This is a genomic window from Arthrobacter sulfonylureivorans, assembly GCF_047607445.1.
GTDB lineage: Bacteria > Actinomycetota > Actinomycetes > Actinomycetales > Micrococcaceae > Crystallibacter > Crystallibacter sulfonylureivorans_A.
On record NZ_JBLKRT010000016.1, the window covers coordinates 48,596 to 65,242 of the forward strand.

Genomic DNA, 16,647 nt, shown 5'->3' on the forward strand with positions numbered 1-16,647 from the left:
CTCCTTCCCGACAGACGGAGCAGTATAGAAAAGGGTAGAAGCTCCAACGGCGCTGCGGTAGAGGTTTCGGGCACCTGATTTCCCCGGGTTGCTGCTCCGCCTCAACCCGCGCCCAGCCGCGCTTTTTGCGCTACCGTGAGGGCATGCCGGAGATGCCTGAAGTGCAGGGACTGGTCGATTTCCTGCGGTCGAAGCTGCTGCCGCCGGAGGGGCCAGCAGCCCGGATCGCGGACGTTGAGGTGCTGTCCTTCTCGGTCCTCAAAACCGCGGATGTGCCGCTCGAAGCATTGGGCACCCAACCGGTGTCGGATCTGGTGCGCCGGGGCAAGTTCATCATCATCACGGCCGGCGATGCGCACCTGGTGATGCACCTGGCCAAGGCCGGCTGGCTCCGCTGGTCCGATGCGCTGAAGAAGCCGGGACGGCTGCGGCCGGGCAAGGGAGCCATGGCGCTGCGGGTGCGGTTCGCGGCCGACGGCGAGGAGGCGCCCGGCTTCGACTTGACCGAGGCCGGGACCAAGAAATCGCTGGCGGTCTACGTGGTCAAGGATCCGCTCGATGTGCCGGGCATTGCCCGGCTGGGACCTGACGCGCTCGACGTCGATGCCCCGGCTTTCGCGCAGATGCTCGCCTCGCACAGCGGACAGATCAAGGGGCTGCTGCGCGACCAGTCGGCCATCGCCGGCATCGGCAACGCGTACAGCGACGAAATCCTGCATGCCGCCAAGCTCTCCCCGTTCGCCAACGCCGCGAAGCTCCACCCCGAGGACGTGGACCGGCTGTATTGGGCGATGCACCAGGTGCTTGAATCGGCGATCGAGCAAGCCTCCGGCCGGCCGGCGAAGGAACTGAAAGACTCCAAGCGCAAGGCCATGCACGTGCACGGCCGTACCGGCGAGCCCTGCCCCGTCTGCGGGGACACCGTCCGCGAAGTATCCTTCGCCGACTCATCGCTCCAGTACTGCCCCACCTGCCAGACCGGCGGCAAGCTGCTCGCCGACCGCCGGACGTCCAAGTTCCTGAAGTAGGCTACTTGGCTCCTGGCCTTCGGGTCGTGAGGTTCTTGACCGCTTGAAGGCGGACGGCGCTCCTCCCCACGGAAGGGGAGGGGCGCTGTCGTTCCCGGGCGGCTTAGGCGCCGTCGTCGTAGTACTGGCTGTTCTTGCCGTACTCCGGGTCCTGTTCGGAGCGGACCATGCGGTGGTCCTCGGGGTGGTCCAGGCAGGGGCTGTTGAAGGAGAGCACCACGGTGCCGGGGCCGCCGAGGGTGTGGTGGGCGGCGGTGGCACCGAGGTCGCCGCTGCGGAAGTAGAGTTTGCGCACATCGCCGGTTTGGGCGGTCGTTTCGTTTTTCTGTTCCCAGCCGTGTGCGGTCAGGTAGCCGGCGGCGGCGTCGAGGGCCGCATTGGCCTGCTCGGTGTCCGCAACGTCGCCGGTGGCGCGGGCAATCCAGGCGGTTTGGGTCTGCGGCTGATCGTTCTCGGGGCGCAGGCAGGTCTCTTCGCGGAGGACGTTCACCTTCAAGTCGGCGGCGGAGGAGGCCTCCGCCATGGCTTGGGCCAGCAACTGCTCCAGCTGGCGGCCGTAGTCCTGTGAGGTTGCTTGGCTCTCTGGCGGTTGGTTCTCCTGCGGCATCGCGCAGCCTCCTAGGATAATGGCGGACAGGGCAGCCGCGGTGGTGAGGGACGCGGCGAAGCCGGGCCGCCGCCGTCGTGCTCTGCCGCGCAGGCGGGACGGCCGGTGCGGTGGGAAGGACTCCCGCATGGTCATTTCTCCAGACTTTCAACCGTCACGGTCTCAAGATTGCCATAGGCGTACTCCTCGGGATTCTGCTCCAGCGGGCTGACGATGCGCGGACCATAGCGGGAGTAGGTCTGGTGGATCTGGTCCTCGACGTAGGGGCTGACCTCGGTGCCTTCGATGATGCCCTGGATATTGGTTGCCGAGGTGGAATCCCGCCGGAAGTAGTCGGTGTGCCCGCCCATCAGCGAGCCGGGGTCTTCGGGCGCGAGGAAGCCGGTTTCCAGCCGGACCGGATCCATGGCGGTGGGGCTGCCGCCGCGCCAGAAGGACGGGCCGTGGTAGCCGCCGCCGAGGAGTTGTGCGGCGGAGATCGGGTCGTCGCGGGTCTGCAGCCAGTAGCGGTTCGCGTCCGGGTTGGCCGTGTCCGCCGGACTGCCCACGTTGTGTCCGGTGCCGGCGGGCGCCACGTAGACGATGTTGGTGGAATCCAGACCTTCGCGCTCGCCGGTGCCCAGCAGCGAGCCGCCGGCGCTGTAGCCGATGTACGTGGTCCGGGCGTCGGTCCGGGCTTCCAGATCCAGCGCGTGGTCGAACGCCGCGAGCAGCGGGCCGCCGTCCTCGTTGAACGATGTGGTGATGTTGTCGCTGATCTCATCCGGCAGGTCGGTGCCTTGCCAGTAGAAGGAGACCGTGTCCGCCGAGGGCTCGCCGTTCACCGCATCCAACCGGTGTGTGTAGGCTTCCAGCTGGCCCAGGTCCGCGCCGGTCCCCGGAACCAGGGTGGCGATGGTCCGGGTGCCCGGCCCCAGCGCGCCGTCCATGGTGACGATCCGTCCGTCGCCTTCCAGACCGAGCATCACCACCTGCATCTGATGTTCGACGGCGAAGTCCAGTCCCGTGCGCAGCGTCGCCAGCCGGTTGTGCTCGGCCTGCCAATCCTCGAGGTCGGCCGTGTAGCGGTTGTAAGCCTGCTGGTAGACCGCCCGCGGATGCCCGTGCATATTCCGTGCGTCAGCGAGGTAGTCGTTGAGGTCCGGCTTGGTGCCGAGCCGCTCCTGCTGGGTCGCCACCGTTTCGCGGTAGCCAGCGGCCGTGAGGGTATTGGCGCGGATCCGGTTGGCAAACGGAACCCCGTTCAGCGCACCGAACACCGCGGGGTAGAGCAGCAGCAGGCGTTCCTGGTCATCCGGCGCCAGCCCCTTCCAGGCGTCCCGGATGGCGCTGATTCCGGCTTCGGTGAGCGCGGCGTCATTGGCCATGGCCTGGGCCATCACCGTCTCGGCGGAGCCGGGCAGCCGCCAGGCCGGCAGTGTGTTGGCGGCCAGCAAGGCAGCGCCTTCGGGGTTGGCCGCCGCCCAGTCGCGCAGTTCCTGATCGGTGAGCCCGGTCAGCGAGGCCAGGTACGATTCCGGAGTCAGCGGGCCGAAACGCTCGTTCAGGCTGCTGGTAAAACTGGCCCACGGCGGTGCCGCCGGGAGCGACGCGGAGGCGGCCAGCAGCGGGGTGGCCGGCAGCGAATCGAGGGTGCCGCCGCTGATGCCCTTGAGCGCGGCCGAGGTCTCGGAGCTCAGCGCCTGCCAGTCAGCCCGCAGCGCGGCTATTCGGCCATTGAACGCTTCCGCTCGGCGGAGGGCGCGCTCCGCCTGGTTGTCGCCTTGTGCGCCGTCGCCGTCCAGCGCGGTGGCCAGGTGGGCGGCGAGTGCGGGCCGTGCGGCAGCCAGCTCCTCCGCCTCCGCCTGCAGCGGTCGGCCCGCGGAAACGAACGCTGCCAGGGCGTCGCGGGCCGAGGCCAAGGCTGCGGTCCATTCCTGCATCGGACCGTCCAGTTCGGCCAGCGCGGCGTGGACCTCCAGATCGGTGTCCGGCTGCCGGTAGGCGTCCTTCAGCCCCGACCACGCAGCGCCCGCATCCACCAGGTAGCTGCCCGCGGAGGCAGCGCGCCGCGACATCTCCTCCACAGCGTCCGACAACTGGTCCCACGGCACATCGAGCTCAGGGACAGTGCCCAGCCTGGTGGTCACGGCTGCGGCACCGGGCCGAAGCCGCGCGCTGCAAGCACCGGGGCGTCACCGGCATTCAGCGATTCGGCGAAGTCGACGGCGGCAGCGGACATCTGCCCGTCGGCGTCGACGAACAGCTCGGCCGTCTCCGCCACCACCCGGGACTTGCCGTAGACCAGGCCGGCGATCCGCTGGCCAACTTCGCTCCGCGGCGACCAGAACCCGGCGAACGCTTCCGCCACGTCGGCGGCGCTGCCAAACAACGACGCCGCCTGCTCGCCGGCCGCTGCGGCGTCACCTGCCGCCTTGTCCAGCGACTGACCGTCGGCGGCCACATCCACCAGGACCATGTGGAGCTGCCTGGGATTGATCCGCCAGCTTCCCATGCCCGCCCACCCTCCTTGGTTAACCGTTCCTCGGCCACTGTTCCATGAAGCCGCCATGAACTGAATGGGGAGCACTCCCCATGGAGGGAGCAGGGCTGCTCCAGCTACTTGCCTGGCGGAGCTATTGCGGCCAGGACGCGATCCAGCACCTCGCTGCGGGACCCGAACGCGTCGACTACGTGCCAGCCCGAGGACCTAGCCATCCGCAGGTACGCCTCGCGTGCCGCCCGCAGATAGGCCGTCGACTCGGAATCCTCACCTCGCGCGCTGATCCGCGCCTGCGCTGTCTCGGCTGGCAGATCCAGCAACACCACCGCATCCGCCCGTGGCAATATCTGGACCAGCCAGGGCAGGAAGCGTCCCCGGGGCAGGCCGCGCACGGCGCGCAGCACCTGTTGGCACTGCAAGTGCCGGTCCATCACTGTGGTGCCGGGGAACACGGCCGCCCGCAGCTGGGCGGTCAGCACGTTGATCAGGCGCACCGTTGACTCGAACCGGTCAGCCCAGCGCGGCGCAACGCCGATGCCACAGCGTTCAGCGACCCGGGACAGCCAACGCCGTCCGGCCGGATTGCGCACCAACTGGGCAGCCCTGCCCGCGGCCTGCTCGGCCGTGACCAGCGCCGCCGCCGTCGTCGTTTTCCCTGCCCCGTCGATGCCGAGGACGACGACGGTCCTGCGCGCGTGCAGACGTGGGCGGTGTCTGGTTTCGGTTGGCAAGGGTCCCTGCTCTCGTCTGGTCTCCCCGTGACAACGAACGCCTGGCCAGGATCAATTCCCCGTCCGCCTGTGATGTAAGTCCGACCGTGACGTAGCGAAACGTAACGCCGGGACGCGGTAGAACCGCACGCATTATTGACTGGAAGACCAGCGCCCAGCCACCGAAAAGGACCAACTCCATGACCGATGCCGCCCCGCAGCCCTTCCGCTTGGGTTTCCTGGCCTTTGTTGAGCACTCCGGAATTGGTGGCGGCCGGTCCCGGGGCCTAGATGAGGGGCTGGAGCTCTTCGAACTGGCAGAGGACCTTGGCTACGACGTCGGCTACGTCCGGCATCGCCATCTGGAGCACTACCTCTCGGCGCCGCTGCCGTTCTTGGCCGCGGCCGCCCAGCGGACCAGCAGGATCCGGGTGGGCACGTCGGTCACTCCGATCCGTTTCGAGGACCCCGTCCGGCTGGCCGAGGAAGCCGGCACCGTGGACCTGTTGACCGGCGGCAGGCTGGAACTGGGGCTGAGTTCCGGCTACTCCAACAATGAGGGAACGTTCGCGCAGGCCTACGGCTCGATCGACGGCAGCCTGCGGGCCGTGGTGGACGAGCGTGTCCAGCGGTTCCTGCACGCGGTGGAAGGCCGGACGGTTGCCGTCGCCGACGAGCAGGTAACGTTCGCCAAGGCCGGCGCCGAGCTGCCGGTCCAACCGGTCAGTCCGGGCTTGCGCGGCCGGATCGCCTACGGTGCCGGGTCGCTGGCCAGCGCCGAACGTACCGGACGGCAGGGATTGGGCCTGCAGCTCTCCACGCTCAACACCGAGGTCACCGAGCTGAGCTTTGAGGAGGCCCAGTTGGCGTCTATCGAGGCCTACCGGGCAGAGCATGCCAAGGCCGCCGGCTGGCGCTCGCACGCATCGGTGAGCCGGCAGATTGCGCCCTACACCAATGCACAGGAACAAGCGGAACTGCAGTGGCTGCTGGACCGCGACGCGCAGCGCCAAGGCGGCAACCCGGACCTGCCGTTCCAGTTCGGCCGGGTGGTCGCCGGTTCCGGCGAGCAGGTCGCGGCAGCGCTGGCCGGCGATGTAGCCCTCGCGGCAGCGGACGAGTTGGTCATCGCGTTGCCCTTCGACTACCCGGCCAGTGTGGTGCGCCGAATCCTGACCGTCGCGGCCCGGGAGGTCGCGCCGGCGCTCGGCTGGCAGCCCGCGGACCGGGAAGTACTGAGCCAAGACGTCTAGGACCATCACGACGGCGAACAAACCGCCTCAGCTTTTCCACCGCCCGAAGGGCAAGTGAACGGGCCACCCCGTCGACACCACTGGAGGAAATCTTTACCGGATCTTTCGGGCCGCCCTGAGCCGCGTGGGGCATACTGTCGGTCTCTGCTTCACGTGGTTTGGGGGAACTGCATGGAACGTCCGGGAGAGCTGGGGGATATTCCGCGACCGACGACGGTCTCGACCGAGTACTCACCCTTCATGGAATTCGATCCGACCAAGCTGTCGTGGTTGGCCGCGCCGAGTCCAACAGTGGAGCGGATCGGCCGCAGCTACGGCGCACTACGCTTTCTGGTGATCATCGGCGCGATGCTGCTGAGCCTTGTCCTGACACTGGTTCTGCTGGCCGCGATGCCGGGTGCGGCGTTCGGCCGCGCACCCGAGTTTTTGCCGGTCGCCGTCGTTCTGGTGCTGATTCTGTGGTTAGGCATCGGTGCCGTCGCCCGTTTTTGGCGCCAGGCGGTGTCCAAGAAAACTGCCCGGCAACTGGTCTTCGGCGCACCTGGCGACGCCTTGGTCAGTGGTTGGACCCGCTTTCGGCGAGAGGACATCGCCAAAGGTGTGGAGGGCGAGCGGTGGACGGCGCAGGCGCTGGAAACGTTGCTGGCCATTCCCGGGACGCGCATCCTCCACGGGTTGCGGTTCCCGGGCAGTCATGTGGCGGACGTTGATCACGCAGTAATCAATGGGCACCGGGTGGTGTATATCGACTCCAAGTTCTGGAAGCCCGGGCAATATCAATGGGTCGATAGCGAGACACTGGCTTCCGTCCATCCGCGCGGGCTGAGGCGGAGGACCATTCACATGGATGTTCTCCAGACCCACCCGCTGACCGCCAAGGTCGGGGCTGAAATGAGCTGCCATGTCATAGTCCATGCGAACGCCCCGGGGGATGTCACGTTCACACCGGGGAGCCAGATTTCCCCGACTGGAATTCCCATTACCGGGGTGCAGGAAGGGATCGACATGATCGGCCATTGGTTGCTGCAGGGTAAGAAGGCAGGAACGGTGGACCGATACGCTCTGGCCAGGCTGCTATCGCTGCGAAAGCGTGCCCGCACTGACGCCGGGACACGGCGGGGCAGCAGCCCCTTATTAACGGTCCAGCGTAGGCCAGCCGCCAACTTCCGAGCGCGCAGGTCCTCCCGCGGCTTCCGGCCGTACTGAGGCGCAGACTTCGGTATCAGCCGTCTCCCCGGACTGCGGGCGTGAGCAGCTGCTCCAGTAGGCTGAATCTCAGACGTGAGTGACCGGGAGGGTGAGATGTCCGAGGCGACGGTGGCCGAGGTGATGGCCGAGCTGGCCACGCTGGAGGATCCGAAGATGCGCGAGGCGAACGAGAAGCGCGGCGACGATCACGGCGTGAACCTGTCGAAGCTGCGTGCGGTCGCGAAGCGGCTGAAGACCCAGCAGGATCTGGCCCGCGAACTGTGGGCAACGGACAACACCGCGGCCCGGCTGCTGGCCCTGCTGATCTGCCGGCCGAAGGCCTTCGAACGCGATGAACTCGATGCCATGCTGCGCGAATCACGTGCTCCCAAGGTGCACGACTGGCTGGTGAACTATGTGGTCAAGAAAAGCCCGCACGCCGAAGAGCTGCGCGTGGCCTGGACCGCTGATCCGGATCCGGTGGTCGCCAGCGCCGGCTGGGCCTTGACCACCGAACGGGTGGCAAAGAAACCCGAGGGGCTGGACCTGCCGGGACTGCTGGACACCGTCGAGGCGGAGATGAAGGACGCGCCGGACCGCCTGCAGTGGGCCATGAACCACACCTTGGCCCAGATCGGAATCGAGCACGCCGAGCACCGCGCCCGCGCGCTCGACATCGGCGAGCGCCTCGGGGTGCTTAAGGACTATCCCACGCCGCCGAACTGCACCTCCCCGTTCGCGCCCATCTGGATCAACGAAATGGTGAGCCGCAAGGGCGGCTGAGGGAGCACCTGGCCGGACCGCGGCGCCGACCAGCAGCCCTCAGCGAGCCGGCAGCCGGGACCATTGCCGGGGCCGGCTGATGGTGCCAGTGTGGGTGCATGGCAGTGGAGATTCGGGCAGCTGACGTCTTCGAGGACGTCAAGGCCATGGTGGGGCCGCGGCGTGCCGACGCGACGGTGTGTTGGTGCCTGAGCTATCGTCTCCCGGCGAAGGACAACGTGGCGCTGCGCGGACCTGAGCGAGGCGAGATGGTGCGGCGCCTGTGCCGGGAGGATCCGCCGCCAGGCGTGCTCGCCTATGACGGCGGCGAGGTGGTGGGCTGGGCGGCAGTGCACCCGCGGGTCGACACCAGCTTTGCGACCAGCCGGAAAATCCCGCAGGTGGACGACCTCGACGTGTGGTCGGTGTGGTGTATCCGTGTGCGGCCCGGGAACCGCGGCAAGGGCATCTCGCACCACCTGCTGGCCGGGGCGGTGGAGTTCGCACGCGGATACGGCGCCCCCGCTATTGAGGGGTATCCCGTGGACAACCGCGGCGGAAAGGTGGACCTGACCATGGCCTATGTGGGTACACGGAGACTTTTCGAGCAGGCCGGCTTCAGCAAAGCGGCGAACACCGGCTCGGTATTGAACGGGTTTCCCCGCGTCCTCATGCGGCTGGACCTGCGCTGACAGCACCGGATCGGCCAGAGGCGTAGTGGTTATTGCTACGTCAACCGGAGATCGGTGATGCAGGTGGCACCGTCGTCGCTGGTGGAAAAGTCCGCGCTGCCGCTGTGGCCGGCGTAGCTGACTTCAATGGTCCCTTGGACGTTGTCCGGAATCCAATAGCCGGCAAATCCGTTGCTGAAGGTTTCGGTCTGTTCCTTGACCAAGGTTTCCCCGGTGACGCCGTCGGTGATCTTGACGCTGATGCTCTTATTGCCCAGTTCACCCAGGCAAGTGGTCAGGCTGTGGAAGAAGCAATCATGGGTTTGGCTCAGGTACGGCGCGATTGAAATGTAGGAACGGTCCTCGGGCAGGGCCATCGCTAGTTCTTGGGCGCCGTCGCTGAGCAGCAGCTCGTCCTGTCGGACCGAGGCCATCAGATCGGCGGGGCGCTCGGCCACGTCCAGCCGGTCAAGGTGGTCGATGATGCCAGCCGCGTCCAAGCCGTCGAGCTGGTGTTCGGCAAGCAACCCGGAATCGGTGGCCGTGCCCTCCGATGCGGACTCCGTGCCTGCCGGGGCACAGGCGGTGAGCAAGAGGGACAGGGACACGGCGGCAAGGGCGGGACGTTTCATGATGTCTTCAGCCGATCGCATTTGATGGGGTTACGCAAAAGGAGGACGACGACGGTGCTTGCGCGCCGCCGTCGTCCCCCTGGTGTGCTGGTTAGTGCTGCGGCTGGCGGGCCGGCAGCAGCGGGGCGAAGAACTCGCCCAGTTCGGCCGTCGCGGTCAGCGGCAGGACGTTTGCCACGTACTGGTCCGGGCGAACCACCACGATGGCGCCGTCACGGGAGAGGCCTCGGACGTCGAAGATGTCCTCGTCCTTGGCGGTGCCGAAGACCTTTTCCAGGTTGGTCAGCTGGAACGGGCCGACCTGAGGCTTGAACACGGCGGGCACAGCGTTGATGTCAACGTCCTCGTGGTTCTGCTGGTAGATGACCTTCACATCAAACCAGGCGTCCAGGTCAGCGCCCTCCGGGGTGGCGGCCAGCGGCGAATCCTGTGCGGTGGCCAGCCATTCGCCCAGGTTCGCAACAGCCGCGGACTCTCCGGCCTTGGCCTGGTCGGCGAAGACGTAGATGCGCCAGCGGCCGTCCGCCTCGGCGAGGTGGCCCAGGTGCAGTTGGTTGGTGTCGCACACGCGCGCGACCTTCGCGGACTTGAAGCGCTTGCCCACCGGGAAACCGGCGGCCAGCTCCTGGTGCTTGGCCTCTGCCGTGAGCATCGAGGAGGTGTACTCGGTCATGAAGCCGGCCGGGAATTCGGCGGTGCGCACGTAGAAGTCCTCTAGCTCCGAGGGATCGTTGAACTCCTCAGGCTTCTTCGCCATCATCGTCGACCATTCCTTGTCGAAGTCGATGAGGTTCTTGGCCACCACCTGGCGCTCGGCGGAGTAGGTGGAGAGCAGGCTCTCCGGGCTGCGGCCTTCCAGCACGTGCCCCAGCTTCCAGGCGATGTTGAAGCCGTCCTGCATGGAGACGTTCATGCCCTGGCCGGCCTTGGCGGAGTGTGTGTGGCAGGCGTCGCCAGTGATGAAGACGCGGGGCGTGCGGGTGCCTACGTCCTCGGGCAGCAGGTCATCGAACCGGTCGGTGAGCCGGTGGCCCACCTCGTACACGCTGTGCCAGGCGACGTTGCGCACGTCCAGGGTGTACGGGGTCATGATTTCGTTCGCCTTAGCGATGATCTGTTCGATGGAGGTCTGGCGGACCTTGCCGTTGTCGTCGTCGGGGACCACGCCAAGGTCCACGTACATGCGGAACAGGTAGCCGCCTTCGCGCGGGATCAGCAGGATGGAGCCGCCGTCGTGCGACTGGATGGCGCACTTGGTGCGGATGTCCGGGAAGTCGGTGTTGGCCAGAACGTCCATGACGCCCCAGGCGTGGTTGGCGCTGTCGCCGGCCAGGGTGCTGCCGATTGAGGCGCGGACCTTGCTGCGGGCGCCGTCGCAGCCCACGACGTACTTGGCGTGGACAATACGTTCGGTGCCTTCATCCGGTCCGGCGCTGCGGACCAGCGTCACCTTCACGGGGTAGTCGCCCTCATCGGTTACTTCGAGGGTGCTGAAATCCCAGCCGTAGTCAGGCGTCAGGCGAGTGGGGGAGTTGGCGGCAACCTCGGCGAAGTAGTCGAGCACGCGGGCCTGGTTGACGATCAGGTGCGGGAACTCGCTGATGCCCATCTCGTCGTCGACGGCACGGCCACCTCGGACAATGTTCCGGGGGTTCTCCGTGTCCGGGCGCCAGAAGTTCATCTCGGTGAGCCAGAACGCCTCGGCCGTGATCTGCTCGGCGAAGCCGAAGGCCTGGAAGGTTTCCACGCTGCGGGCCTGGATGCCGTCGGCCTGGCCGATGATCAGACGACCGTCGCGGCGCTCCACCAAGCGGGTGGTGATGTTCGGGAACTGGGCCAGCTGGGCGGCGGCGAGCATGCCCGCCGGTCCGGAGCCGACAATGAGGACGTCGACCTCGTCGGGAAGTTCCTCGGGGCGGTCGATGCCGACGCCTGCGGCGGGCTTGACCCGGGGATCGCCTGATACGTAGCCGTGATGGTGGAACTGCACGGGATGTCCTCACTTCGTTGTGCCGTTGGCGGCTGGCCTGTTCTATATTTGAACACCGGGTTCTATAACTGAATAGCCGGTCGGTTTAGCTACTGTACGACAAACATGACGCAGCTAACAAGTAATCCAAGTAACAGTGTGAGAGGTGCAACGGGGCGGCTAGGAAGGTGTTTGGCTGGCCGCATACGGTCGGGCGGATGAACGTCGATTACGGCCAAACCGGGGACTCGCTGCGTCGACGGTCAGGCCCGCCCGTTCAGTCTGCGCCACATTGATGTTCTGAGGAGAAGGCCTCCTGATGCTCCGGGTGCGGCGCATATGGCGGTGCGGGGCGGCTGCGATCTGGAGGGCCAGTCCTGCTTGGGCTGCTGCGACCAATGTGGCGCATCCTGTACGGCGCACCGAGACCTCAAGAAGCGCCTACCCAAACCGGTGCCAGAACACCGCCACCGCCCCGAGGACTCAAGAAGCCCTGGCCCAGCCCAATGTCAGGACACCGCTACTCTCCTGGCCGCCCGGCCGTGCACCAGGTAATACAGCGGGATGCAGGCGACCATCAGCCCGCCCAGCCAGGCGTACATGCCGTCGAAGCCGGTCAGCGGCACCAGCAGGCCCAGCAGCACCGGGCCCAGGCCGGTGCCGATGTCCAGCATCAGGTAGTAGGTGGCCAGCGCGGTGCCGAACCGGCGCTCCGGAACCAGTCCAACGGTGATGGCCTGCGTGCCCGGAAGCAGGGTGCCGAAGCCCAGCCCGCTCAGCACCGCGGAGGCGACCACCACCCAGACCGCCGGTACCAGTGCCAGAAGCGCCAGTCCCGCGGCGAACAACGCCATGGCGGGGTAGATCACCGCGTTGTCGCCCCGGCGGTCCTGGATCCTGCCGGCGGTCAGCCGCGACACCAGCACGGCGGCGGCGAACACGCCAAAGAACAGTGCGGCGGCATCCGCGGCACCGGCTTCGTCCGCGTACGAGGCCAAGAAGGAGAGCACTCCGGAGTAGGTCAGGCCGGCAACCAACAGCACCGTGGTGATCGGTAGGACCCTCGGCTCGAAAACCTTCGACAGCAGGGCGGCGGGCCTCCGTTCCGGTTTCTGCGGCCCGCCGCCAGCGTCGCGTTGATTCACGACGGCGGCGGGTGCCGACGGTGCCTCGGGCAACCGCAGGAGGAGGGTCACCAGCATCGCGGCCACGGAACAGACCGCACAGAAGAGGAAGACGCCGTCGTAATTGCCGTCCGTCACCAGCAGCACCGCCATCAGCGGCCCGATCGCGGTGGCCAGCGTGGTCGAGACTGCGAAATAGCCGGTGCCTTCGCTGCGCCGGCTCGGCGGAATCAGCGCCTGGGCCCCGGCTGTGACCGCCGTGTTGGCTAGGCCGAACGCCACACCGTGGGCCAGTCGCAGCGCCAGCAGCATCGTGATGGAACCCGCCGGGATATATAACAGCGACACCGCCACGAAAGCGGCCAGGCTGATCAGCAAGACCCGCCGCCGGCCAACATTGTCGATCAGCGGCCCAGCGAAGAACCGCGAGATCAGCGCCCCGACGATGAATGCGCTGGAGGCGAAACCGGCCCCGGCGTCGGAGGCCAGAAACCGCTGCGCCGCATAGAGCGCCAGGGACGTCATCAGCAGGTAGAACACGATGTAGATGAACAGGTTGGTGCCGATGGCCAGCACAAAGTTCCTGCTCCACAGCTTCTCCTGCACGCGCTCGGCCTCCTTGGCTGCTCGGTCCCGGACATCGTTGCCATGGCCGGACGCCACCGATGAACCTAGCTTCCGATTATGCCGTTGGCGGGCAGCGAGCGGTGGGGCATGACGCGCTGAGACGGCACCGCCGTCGTCCTCAGGGACGTGGGTACCGCCGCTCGGAGGCCTGCACTGCGGACAGGCCGGCTACCGTAAAAGCCAGCGTCAGGGCAAGGACCAGGAGCAGTGGAGCGGTCCAGCCGCCGGTCAAGGTGTGCAGCCACCCGGCCACTGGCGGGGCGCAGGTCGCGGCCAGATATCCGCCGGTCTGGATGCGGGCGGAGGCGGTTGCTGCCTCCTGGTCCGTGCGGGCCACGCGGGGGATGACGGAGAAGATCGCGGTAAATCCACCGCCCTGGGCGATGCCGCCCGTGACGGACCACAGGAGGTAGGCGTCGGGTGCAAGCAGGAGCCCGATGGGCAGCGAAATCCACAGCACGGCAATCCCCGCCGTCGGCACCCAGAGCCGAGTGCGCGCCGCCAGAAGCGGCACTCCGAGCGCGCCGACAATGGCGGCGACCTGGAACAGGGATGCACTGGCGCCGGACGCCGTAGCGGACAGTCCCCGGACGTCGGCCAGCAGCAGCGGCAGCCAGGTGGTGGTGGCGTAGTAAGCGGCCGACTGCCCGCAGAACGCCACGGTCAGCACCACAACGATCCACCGGTTGCTCCGTCCGCGGAGGGACGTCGATGCAGTGGCCCCAGGGGCGTCCGGCCCGTCGGCGCCCCGGCCGCCGGCAGCCGCTGGGCGGCCGGATGGCCCTTCCGGCCCCGCGCCGCTGTGGTCTGACGCCAGCGCTGCGCGGCGGCGACGCGCGGTCGGCAGCCAGTAGGCCAAGCCGATGGCCACCACCACGGCCCAGGCCGCCAACGCCCACCGCCACCCCACCAGCGCAGCCAGTGGGGCGGTGGTTAGCACTGCTGCCATGGACCCGACGTTCATGATGGCCGAGTACGCGCCGGTGACTGCGGACACCCGGTTCCACGGCACATCGCGGCGGATCAGCACCGGCACCACAATGTTGCCCAGCGTGATGGAGACGGAGATGATCGCCGTGCCGGCAAAAACCACCGAAGCCGGGCCCAGGGAACGGATCACCGTCCCGGCCAGCACGCCGCCCAGGCACAGCAGCACGGTGGCTTCGGGGCCCCACCGGCTGATGGTGCGGGTAGCCAATGGGGTGGCCAGCGCGAAGATCAGCACCGGAAGTCCGGTGAGCAGGCCCGCTCCGGCAGCGGTCAAACCGATGTCCGCCTGGATCTCGCCAAGGACCGCGGTCGGCGCGATGATCGGGGCCCGCAGGCTGATGGCGAGCATGGCAATCCCCAGAACCACCCACGGCAACAACGGCCGGGAAGCAAACACGCGGTCCGTAGCTGGCTCCTTCACTTGGTTTCGCGGTGGTCCGGAGTCCGGCAGCCACCTCAGCCACCCTACCGAATCAGCCGGTCGGGCTCCGGCAGGCGCTCGGGGCGGCGGCTAGCCCAGGTAGTTCTGCTTCAGGTCCGCGCTCACCGCATGGGCCGCGGGCGCCAGGACCTCGAGGACCGGGGCGGCTCGGAAACCGTCAGTCGGGACGACGACGGCGATGGACGCCACGGCGTGTCCGTAGGGGCCCTTGATCGGGACGGCGACGGCGGTGGCGTCCGGGTGGATGTAGCCGCGGGTCACCGCGTGGCCTTCGCGGCGGACCTTGGCCAGAACCGGCCGCAGGTCGGCGCTGCTGGGATGCGGCTCGACCGAGAACCGCGGGCGCGGCAGGCCCAGGACCTCTTCCTGCCGTTCGGGCGGTGCGTCGGCAACCAGGACCAGGCCGCTGGATGTGGCGTACCACGGGATGCGGCCGCCGACCTTGGTGAAGTTGACCACCGACTCCGGTGCTGACAGGCGCTCGAGGTATAGGATCTCGCCGCCCTGCAGGATGCCGAGCTGGGCGTGCTGCTTCAGCCGGTCGCGGACTCGCTCGAGATGCGGCAGCGCGATTTCACGCAGGCCCACAACACCCGGGGCGCGCACCGCCAGCTCCCACAGCCGGACACCAAGGATGACTTCCCGGCCGCGCCGCTCCAGCAGCCCGAGAGCGACCAGCTCGGTGACGATGCCATGCGCAGTGGCCATCGGCAGGCCGGTGCGGGCAGCGATCTGGGTCAGCGTCAGCTCATTGCTGGAGGGGTCGAATGCCTCCAGTACATCGACTGCGCGCGAGATGGCAGACCGGCCGCCGGAAGACCTGGCCACGTCACCGACCGCTACTTATTCGCATGATACGAATTCTACGCACGCGCTGTTGTGATCTGCACCATGCTTTCGGCAGGACCCGGCGATGGCCGGGCCTGACTGACCGAAAGGCGGATCATGACGATCGCACCGACTGCCACCGCGCAGACCTTGCCGGAGGCCGCTTGGCTGGAGCCGACCGAGCTGGCCCGCGACCCGTATCGGAGCTATGCCCGGCTGCGCGAGGAGACGCCGGTGGCCTGGTCTCCCGCGGTGAAGAAGGTCCTCATTTCCAGCTACGACGGCTGCAGCTTCGGCGAGCGGCATCCGGAGATCTTCTCCTCCAACGTTTCCGGCGGCACCATGGTCCGGGCCATGGGCGGGCAGCCGATGATCCGCAAGGACGACCCGGAGCATGCGGCGGAGCGGGCACCGATGAACCGCACGCTGCGGCCCAAGCAAATCATGGAGATCTGGGCCGCGAAGTTCGAGGCGAACGCCTGCCACTACCTGAACCGCATGCTGGACGCAGGCAACGGCAAAGCCGACCTGAATCTCGACTTTGCCAAACCGCTGGCCGCCAAGAACCTGTGCGACATGCTGGGCATGACCAGCGTGGAGCCGCTGGATCTGGCCCGCTGGTCCCGCGACTTCATAGCTGGCACCGGCAACGTGCTGGATCAGCAGGAGATCTGGGACCGCTGCGAGGTCTCGCGGATGGAATGCGATGCCGCCTTGGACGAGACGATTGCCCGACTGCGCCGCACCCCGGACGCGTCCATTACCTCGATGCTGCTGGAATCCGGCATGGATGAGGACAAGGTCCGCAACAACGTGAAGCTGGCCATCTCCGGCGGGGTGAACGAACCGCAGCACATGATCACGAACCTGGTCTGGCTGCTGGACCGCGCGCCAGGGCAGAAGGCCGAACTGCTGGCCGACCCCGGATTGTGGAAGCAGGCCTTCACCGAGGGCACCCGATATTTCTCCCCGATCGGCATGATCACCCGGGAAACGGTGTCCGACGTCGTTGTTTCAGGAGTTGCCATCCCCGCCGGGACGCAGGTGGGGATGATCCTCGCCTCCGCGAACCGGGACCGGAACCAATTCACCCACCCGGACGAGTTCGATATCCACCGCAGTGGCGGGCCGAACCTGGCTTTCGGCAGCGGCGTGCACCAGTGCGCCGGTAAGTGGGCCGCGCAGAAAGCGGTCGGCGAGATCGCCGTGCCGATGCTGTACCGGGAACTGCCGGAGCTGCGCCAGGACCCGGACCGGAGCGAGACCTGGGACGGCTGGGTCTTCCGCGGCCTGACCAGCCTTCCGGTCGCCTGGTAATCCAACCACCCGCACCA

Annotated in this window: 15 protein-coding genes; 6 read left to right on the forward strand and 9 right to left on the reverse strand. The window is 67.4% G+C overall.

Translation table 11 applies throughout. From position 1 onward, the window contains the following. Positions 1 to 143 precede the first annotated feature (143 nt). Positions 144 to 1,028 carry an Fpg/Nei family DNA glycosylase gene (locus tag ACMX2H_RS09625; protein ID WP_414960280.1) on the forward strand — a complete coding sequence of 295 codons (885 nt, stop codon included), beginning with the start codon at positions 144 to 146 and terminating at the stop codon, positions 1,026 to 1,028. A gap of 103 nt (positions 1,029 to 1,131) precedes the next feature. On the opposite strand, the gene ACMX2H_RS09630 is transcribed toward ACMX2H_RS09625, so the two are convergent. From ACMX2H_RS09630 to ACMX2H_RS09645, 4 genes are all read right to left on the reverse strand, one after another. After that, a complete protein-coding gene (locus tag ACMX2H_RS09630) occupies positions 1,132 to 1,770 on the reverse strand; it encodes a hypothetical protein (RefSeq protein WP_414960281.1) in 639 nt (212 codons plus the stop codon). Beyond that, on the reverse strand, positions 1,767 to 3,764 hold the full coding sequence (locus ACMX2H_RS09635; protein WP_414960282.1) for an alpha/beta hydrolase: 1,998 nt from the start codon (positions 3,762 to 3,764) through the stop codon (positions 1,767 to 1,769). Before ACMX2H_RS09635 ends, ACMX2H_RS09630 begins: the two co-directional genes overlap by 4 nt. Beyond that, positions 3,761 to 4,129 carry a hypothetical protein gene (locus tag ACMX2H_RS09640; protein ID WP_414960283.1) on the reverse strand — a complete coding sequence of 123 codons (369 nt, stop codon included), beginning with the start codon at positions 4,127 to 4,129 and terminating at the stop codon, positions 3,761 to 3,763. Before ACMX2H_RS09640 ends, ACMX2H_RS09635 begins: the two co-directional genes overlap by 4 nt. Before the next feature lie 104 nt (positions 4,130 to 4,233). Beyond that, positions 4,234 to 4,848 carry a dTMP kinase gene (locus ACMX2H_RS09645; RefSeq protein WP_414960284.1) on the reverse strand — a complete coding sequence of 205 codons (615 nt, stop codon included), beginning with the start codon at positions 4,846 to 4,848 and terminating at the stop codon, positions 4,234 to 4,236. A 179-nt stretch (positions 4,849 to 5,027) separates the two neighbouring features. Between ACMX2H_RS09645 and ACMX2H_RS09650 the strand changes: the two genes are divergently transcribed. The 4 genes from ACMX2H_RS09650 to ACMX2H_RS09665 all read left to right on the forward strand — a co-directional run bounded on the left by ACMX2H_RS09650 (position 5,028) and on the right by ACMX2H_RS09665 (position 8,722). Further along, positions 5,028 to 6,080 (forward strand): LLM class flavin-dependent oxidoreductase, encoded by a 1,053-nt coding sequence (locus ACMX2H_RS09650; RefSeq protein ID WP_414960285.1) that lies wholly within the window; start codon positions 5,028 to 5,030, stop codon positions 6,078 to 6,080. Positions 6,081 to 6,251: 171 nt separating this feature from the next. Continuing rightward, entirely contained in the window at positions 6,252 to 7,286 is a 1,035-nt protein-coding gene (locus ACMX2H_RS09655) for a nuclease-related domain-containing protein (RefSeq protein ID WP_414960286.1), read from the forward strand. Between the two features lie 96 nt (positions 7,287 to 7,382). After that, positions 7,383 to 8,051 (forward strand): DNA alkylation repair protein, encoded by a 669-nt coding sequence (locus ACMX2H_RS09660; protein ID WP_414960320.1) that lies wholly within the window; start codon positions 7,383 to 7,385, stop codon positions 8,049 to 8,051. A 98-nt stretch (positions 8,052 to 8,149) separates the two neighbouring features. Next, positions 8,150 to 8,722: a GNAT family N-acetyltransferase gene (locus ACMX2H_RS09665; protein WP_414960287.1), complete on the forward strand. Its 573-nt coding sequence runs from the start codon at positions 8,150 to 8,152 to the stop codon at positions 8,720 to 8,722. 35 nt (positions 8,723 to 8,757) lie between these two features. On the opposite strand, the gene ACMX2H_RS09670 is transcribed toward ACMX2H_RS09665, so the two are convergent. From ACMX2H_RS09670 to ACMX2H_RS09690, 5 genes are all read right to left on the reverse strand, one after another. After that, on the reverse strand, positions 8,758 to 9,333 hold the full coding sequence (locus ACMX2H_RS09670) for a CueP family metal-binding protein (protein ID WP_414960288.1): 576 nt from the start codon (positions 9,331 to 9,333) through the stop codon (positions 8,758 to 8,760). A 91-nt stretch (positions 9,334 to 9,424) separates the two neighbouring features. Next, positions 9,425 to 11,323 (reverse strand): FAD-binding monooxygenase, encoded by a 1,899-nt coding sequence (locus ACMX2H_RS09675; RefSeq protein WP_414960289.1) that lies wholly within the window; start codon positions 11,321 to 11,323, stop codon positions 9,425 to 9,427. 488 nt (positions 11,324 to 11,811) lie between these two features. Beyond that, positions 11,812 to 13,089 (reverse strand): MFS transporter, encoded by a 1,278-nt coding sequence (locus tag ACMX2H_RS09680; RefSeq protein ID WP_414960290.1) that lies wholly within the window; start codon positions 13,087 to 13,089, stop codon positions 11,812 to 11,814. 82 nt (positions 13,090 to 13,171) lie between these two features. After that, positions 13,172 to 14,392, reverse strand: a complete 1,221-nt coding sequence (locus tag ACMX2H_RS09685) for an MFS transporter (RefSeq protein WP_414960291.1) — start codon at positions 14,390 to 14,392, stop codon at positions 13,172 to 13,174. Positions 14,393 to 14,554: 162 nt separating this feature from the next. Then, a complete protein-coding gene (locus ACMX2H_RS09690) occupies positions 14,555 to 15,313 on the reverse strand; it encodes an IclR family transcriptional regulator (RefSeq protein WP_414960292.1) in 759 nt (252 codons plus the stop codon). Between the two features lie 117 nt (positions 15,314 to 15,430). Between ACMX2H_RS09690 and ACMX2H_RS09695 the strand changes: the two genes are divergently transcribed. Further along, positions 15,431 to 16,630 (forward strand): cytochrome P450, encoded by a 1,200-nt coding sequence (locus ACMX2H_RS09695; RefSeq protein ID WP_414960293.1) that lies wholly within the window; start codon positions 15,431 to 15,433, stop codon positions 16,628 to 16,630. Positions 16,631 to 16,647 lie beyond the last annotated feature (17 nt).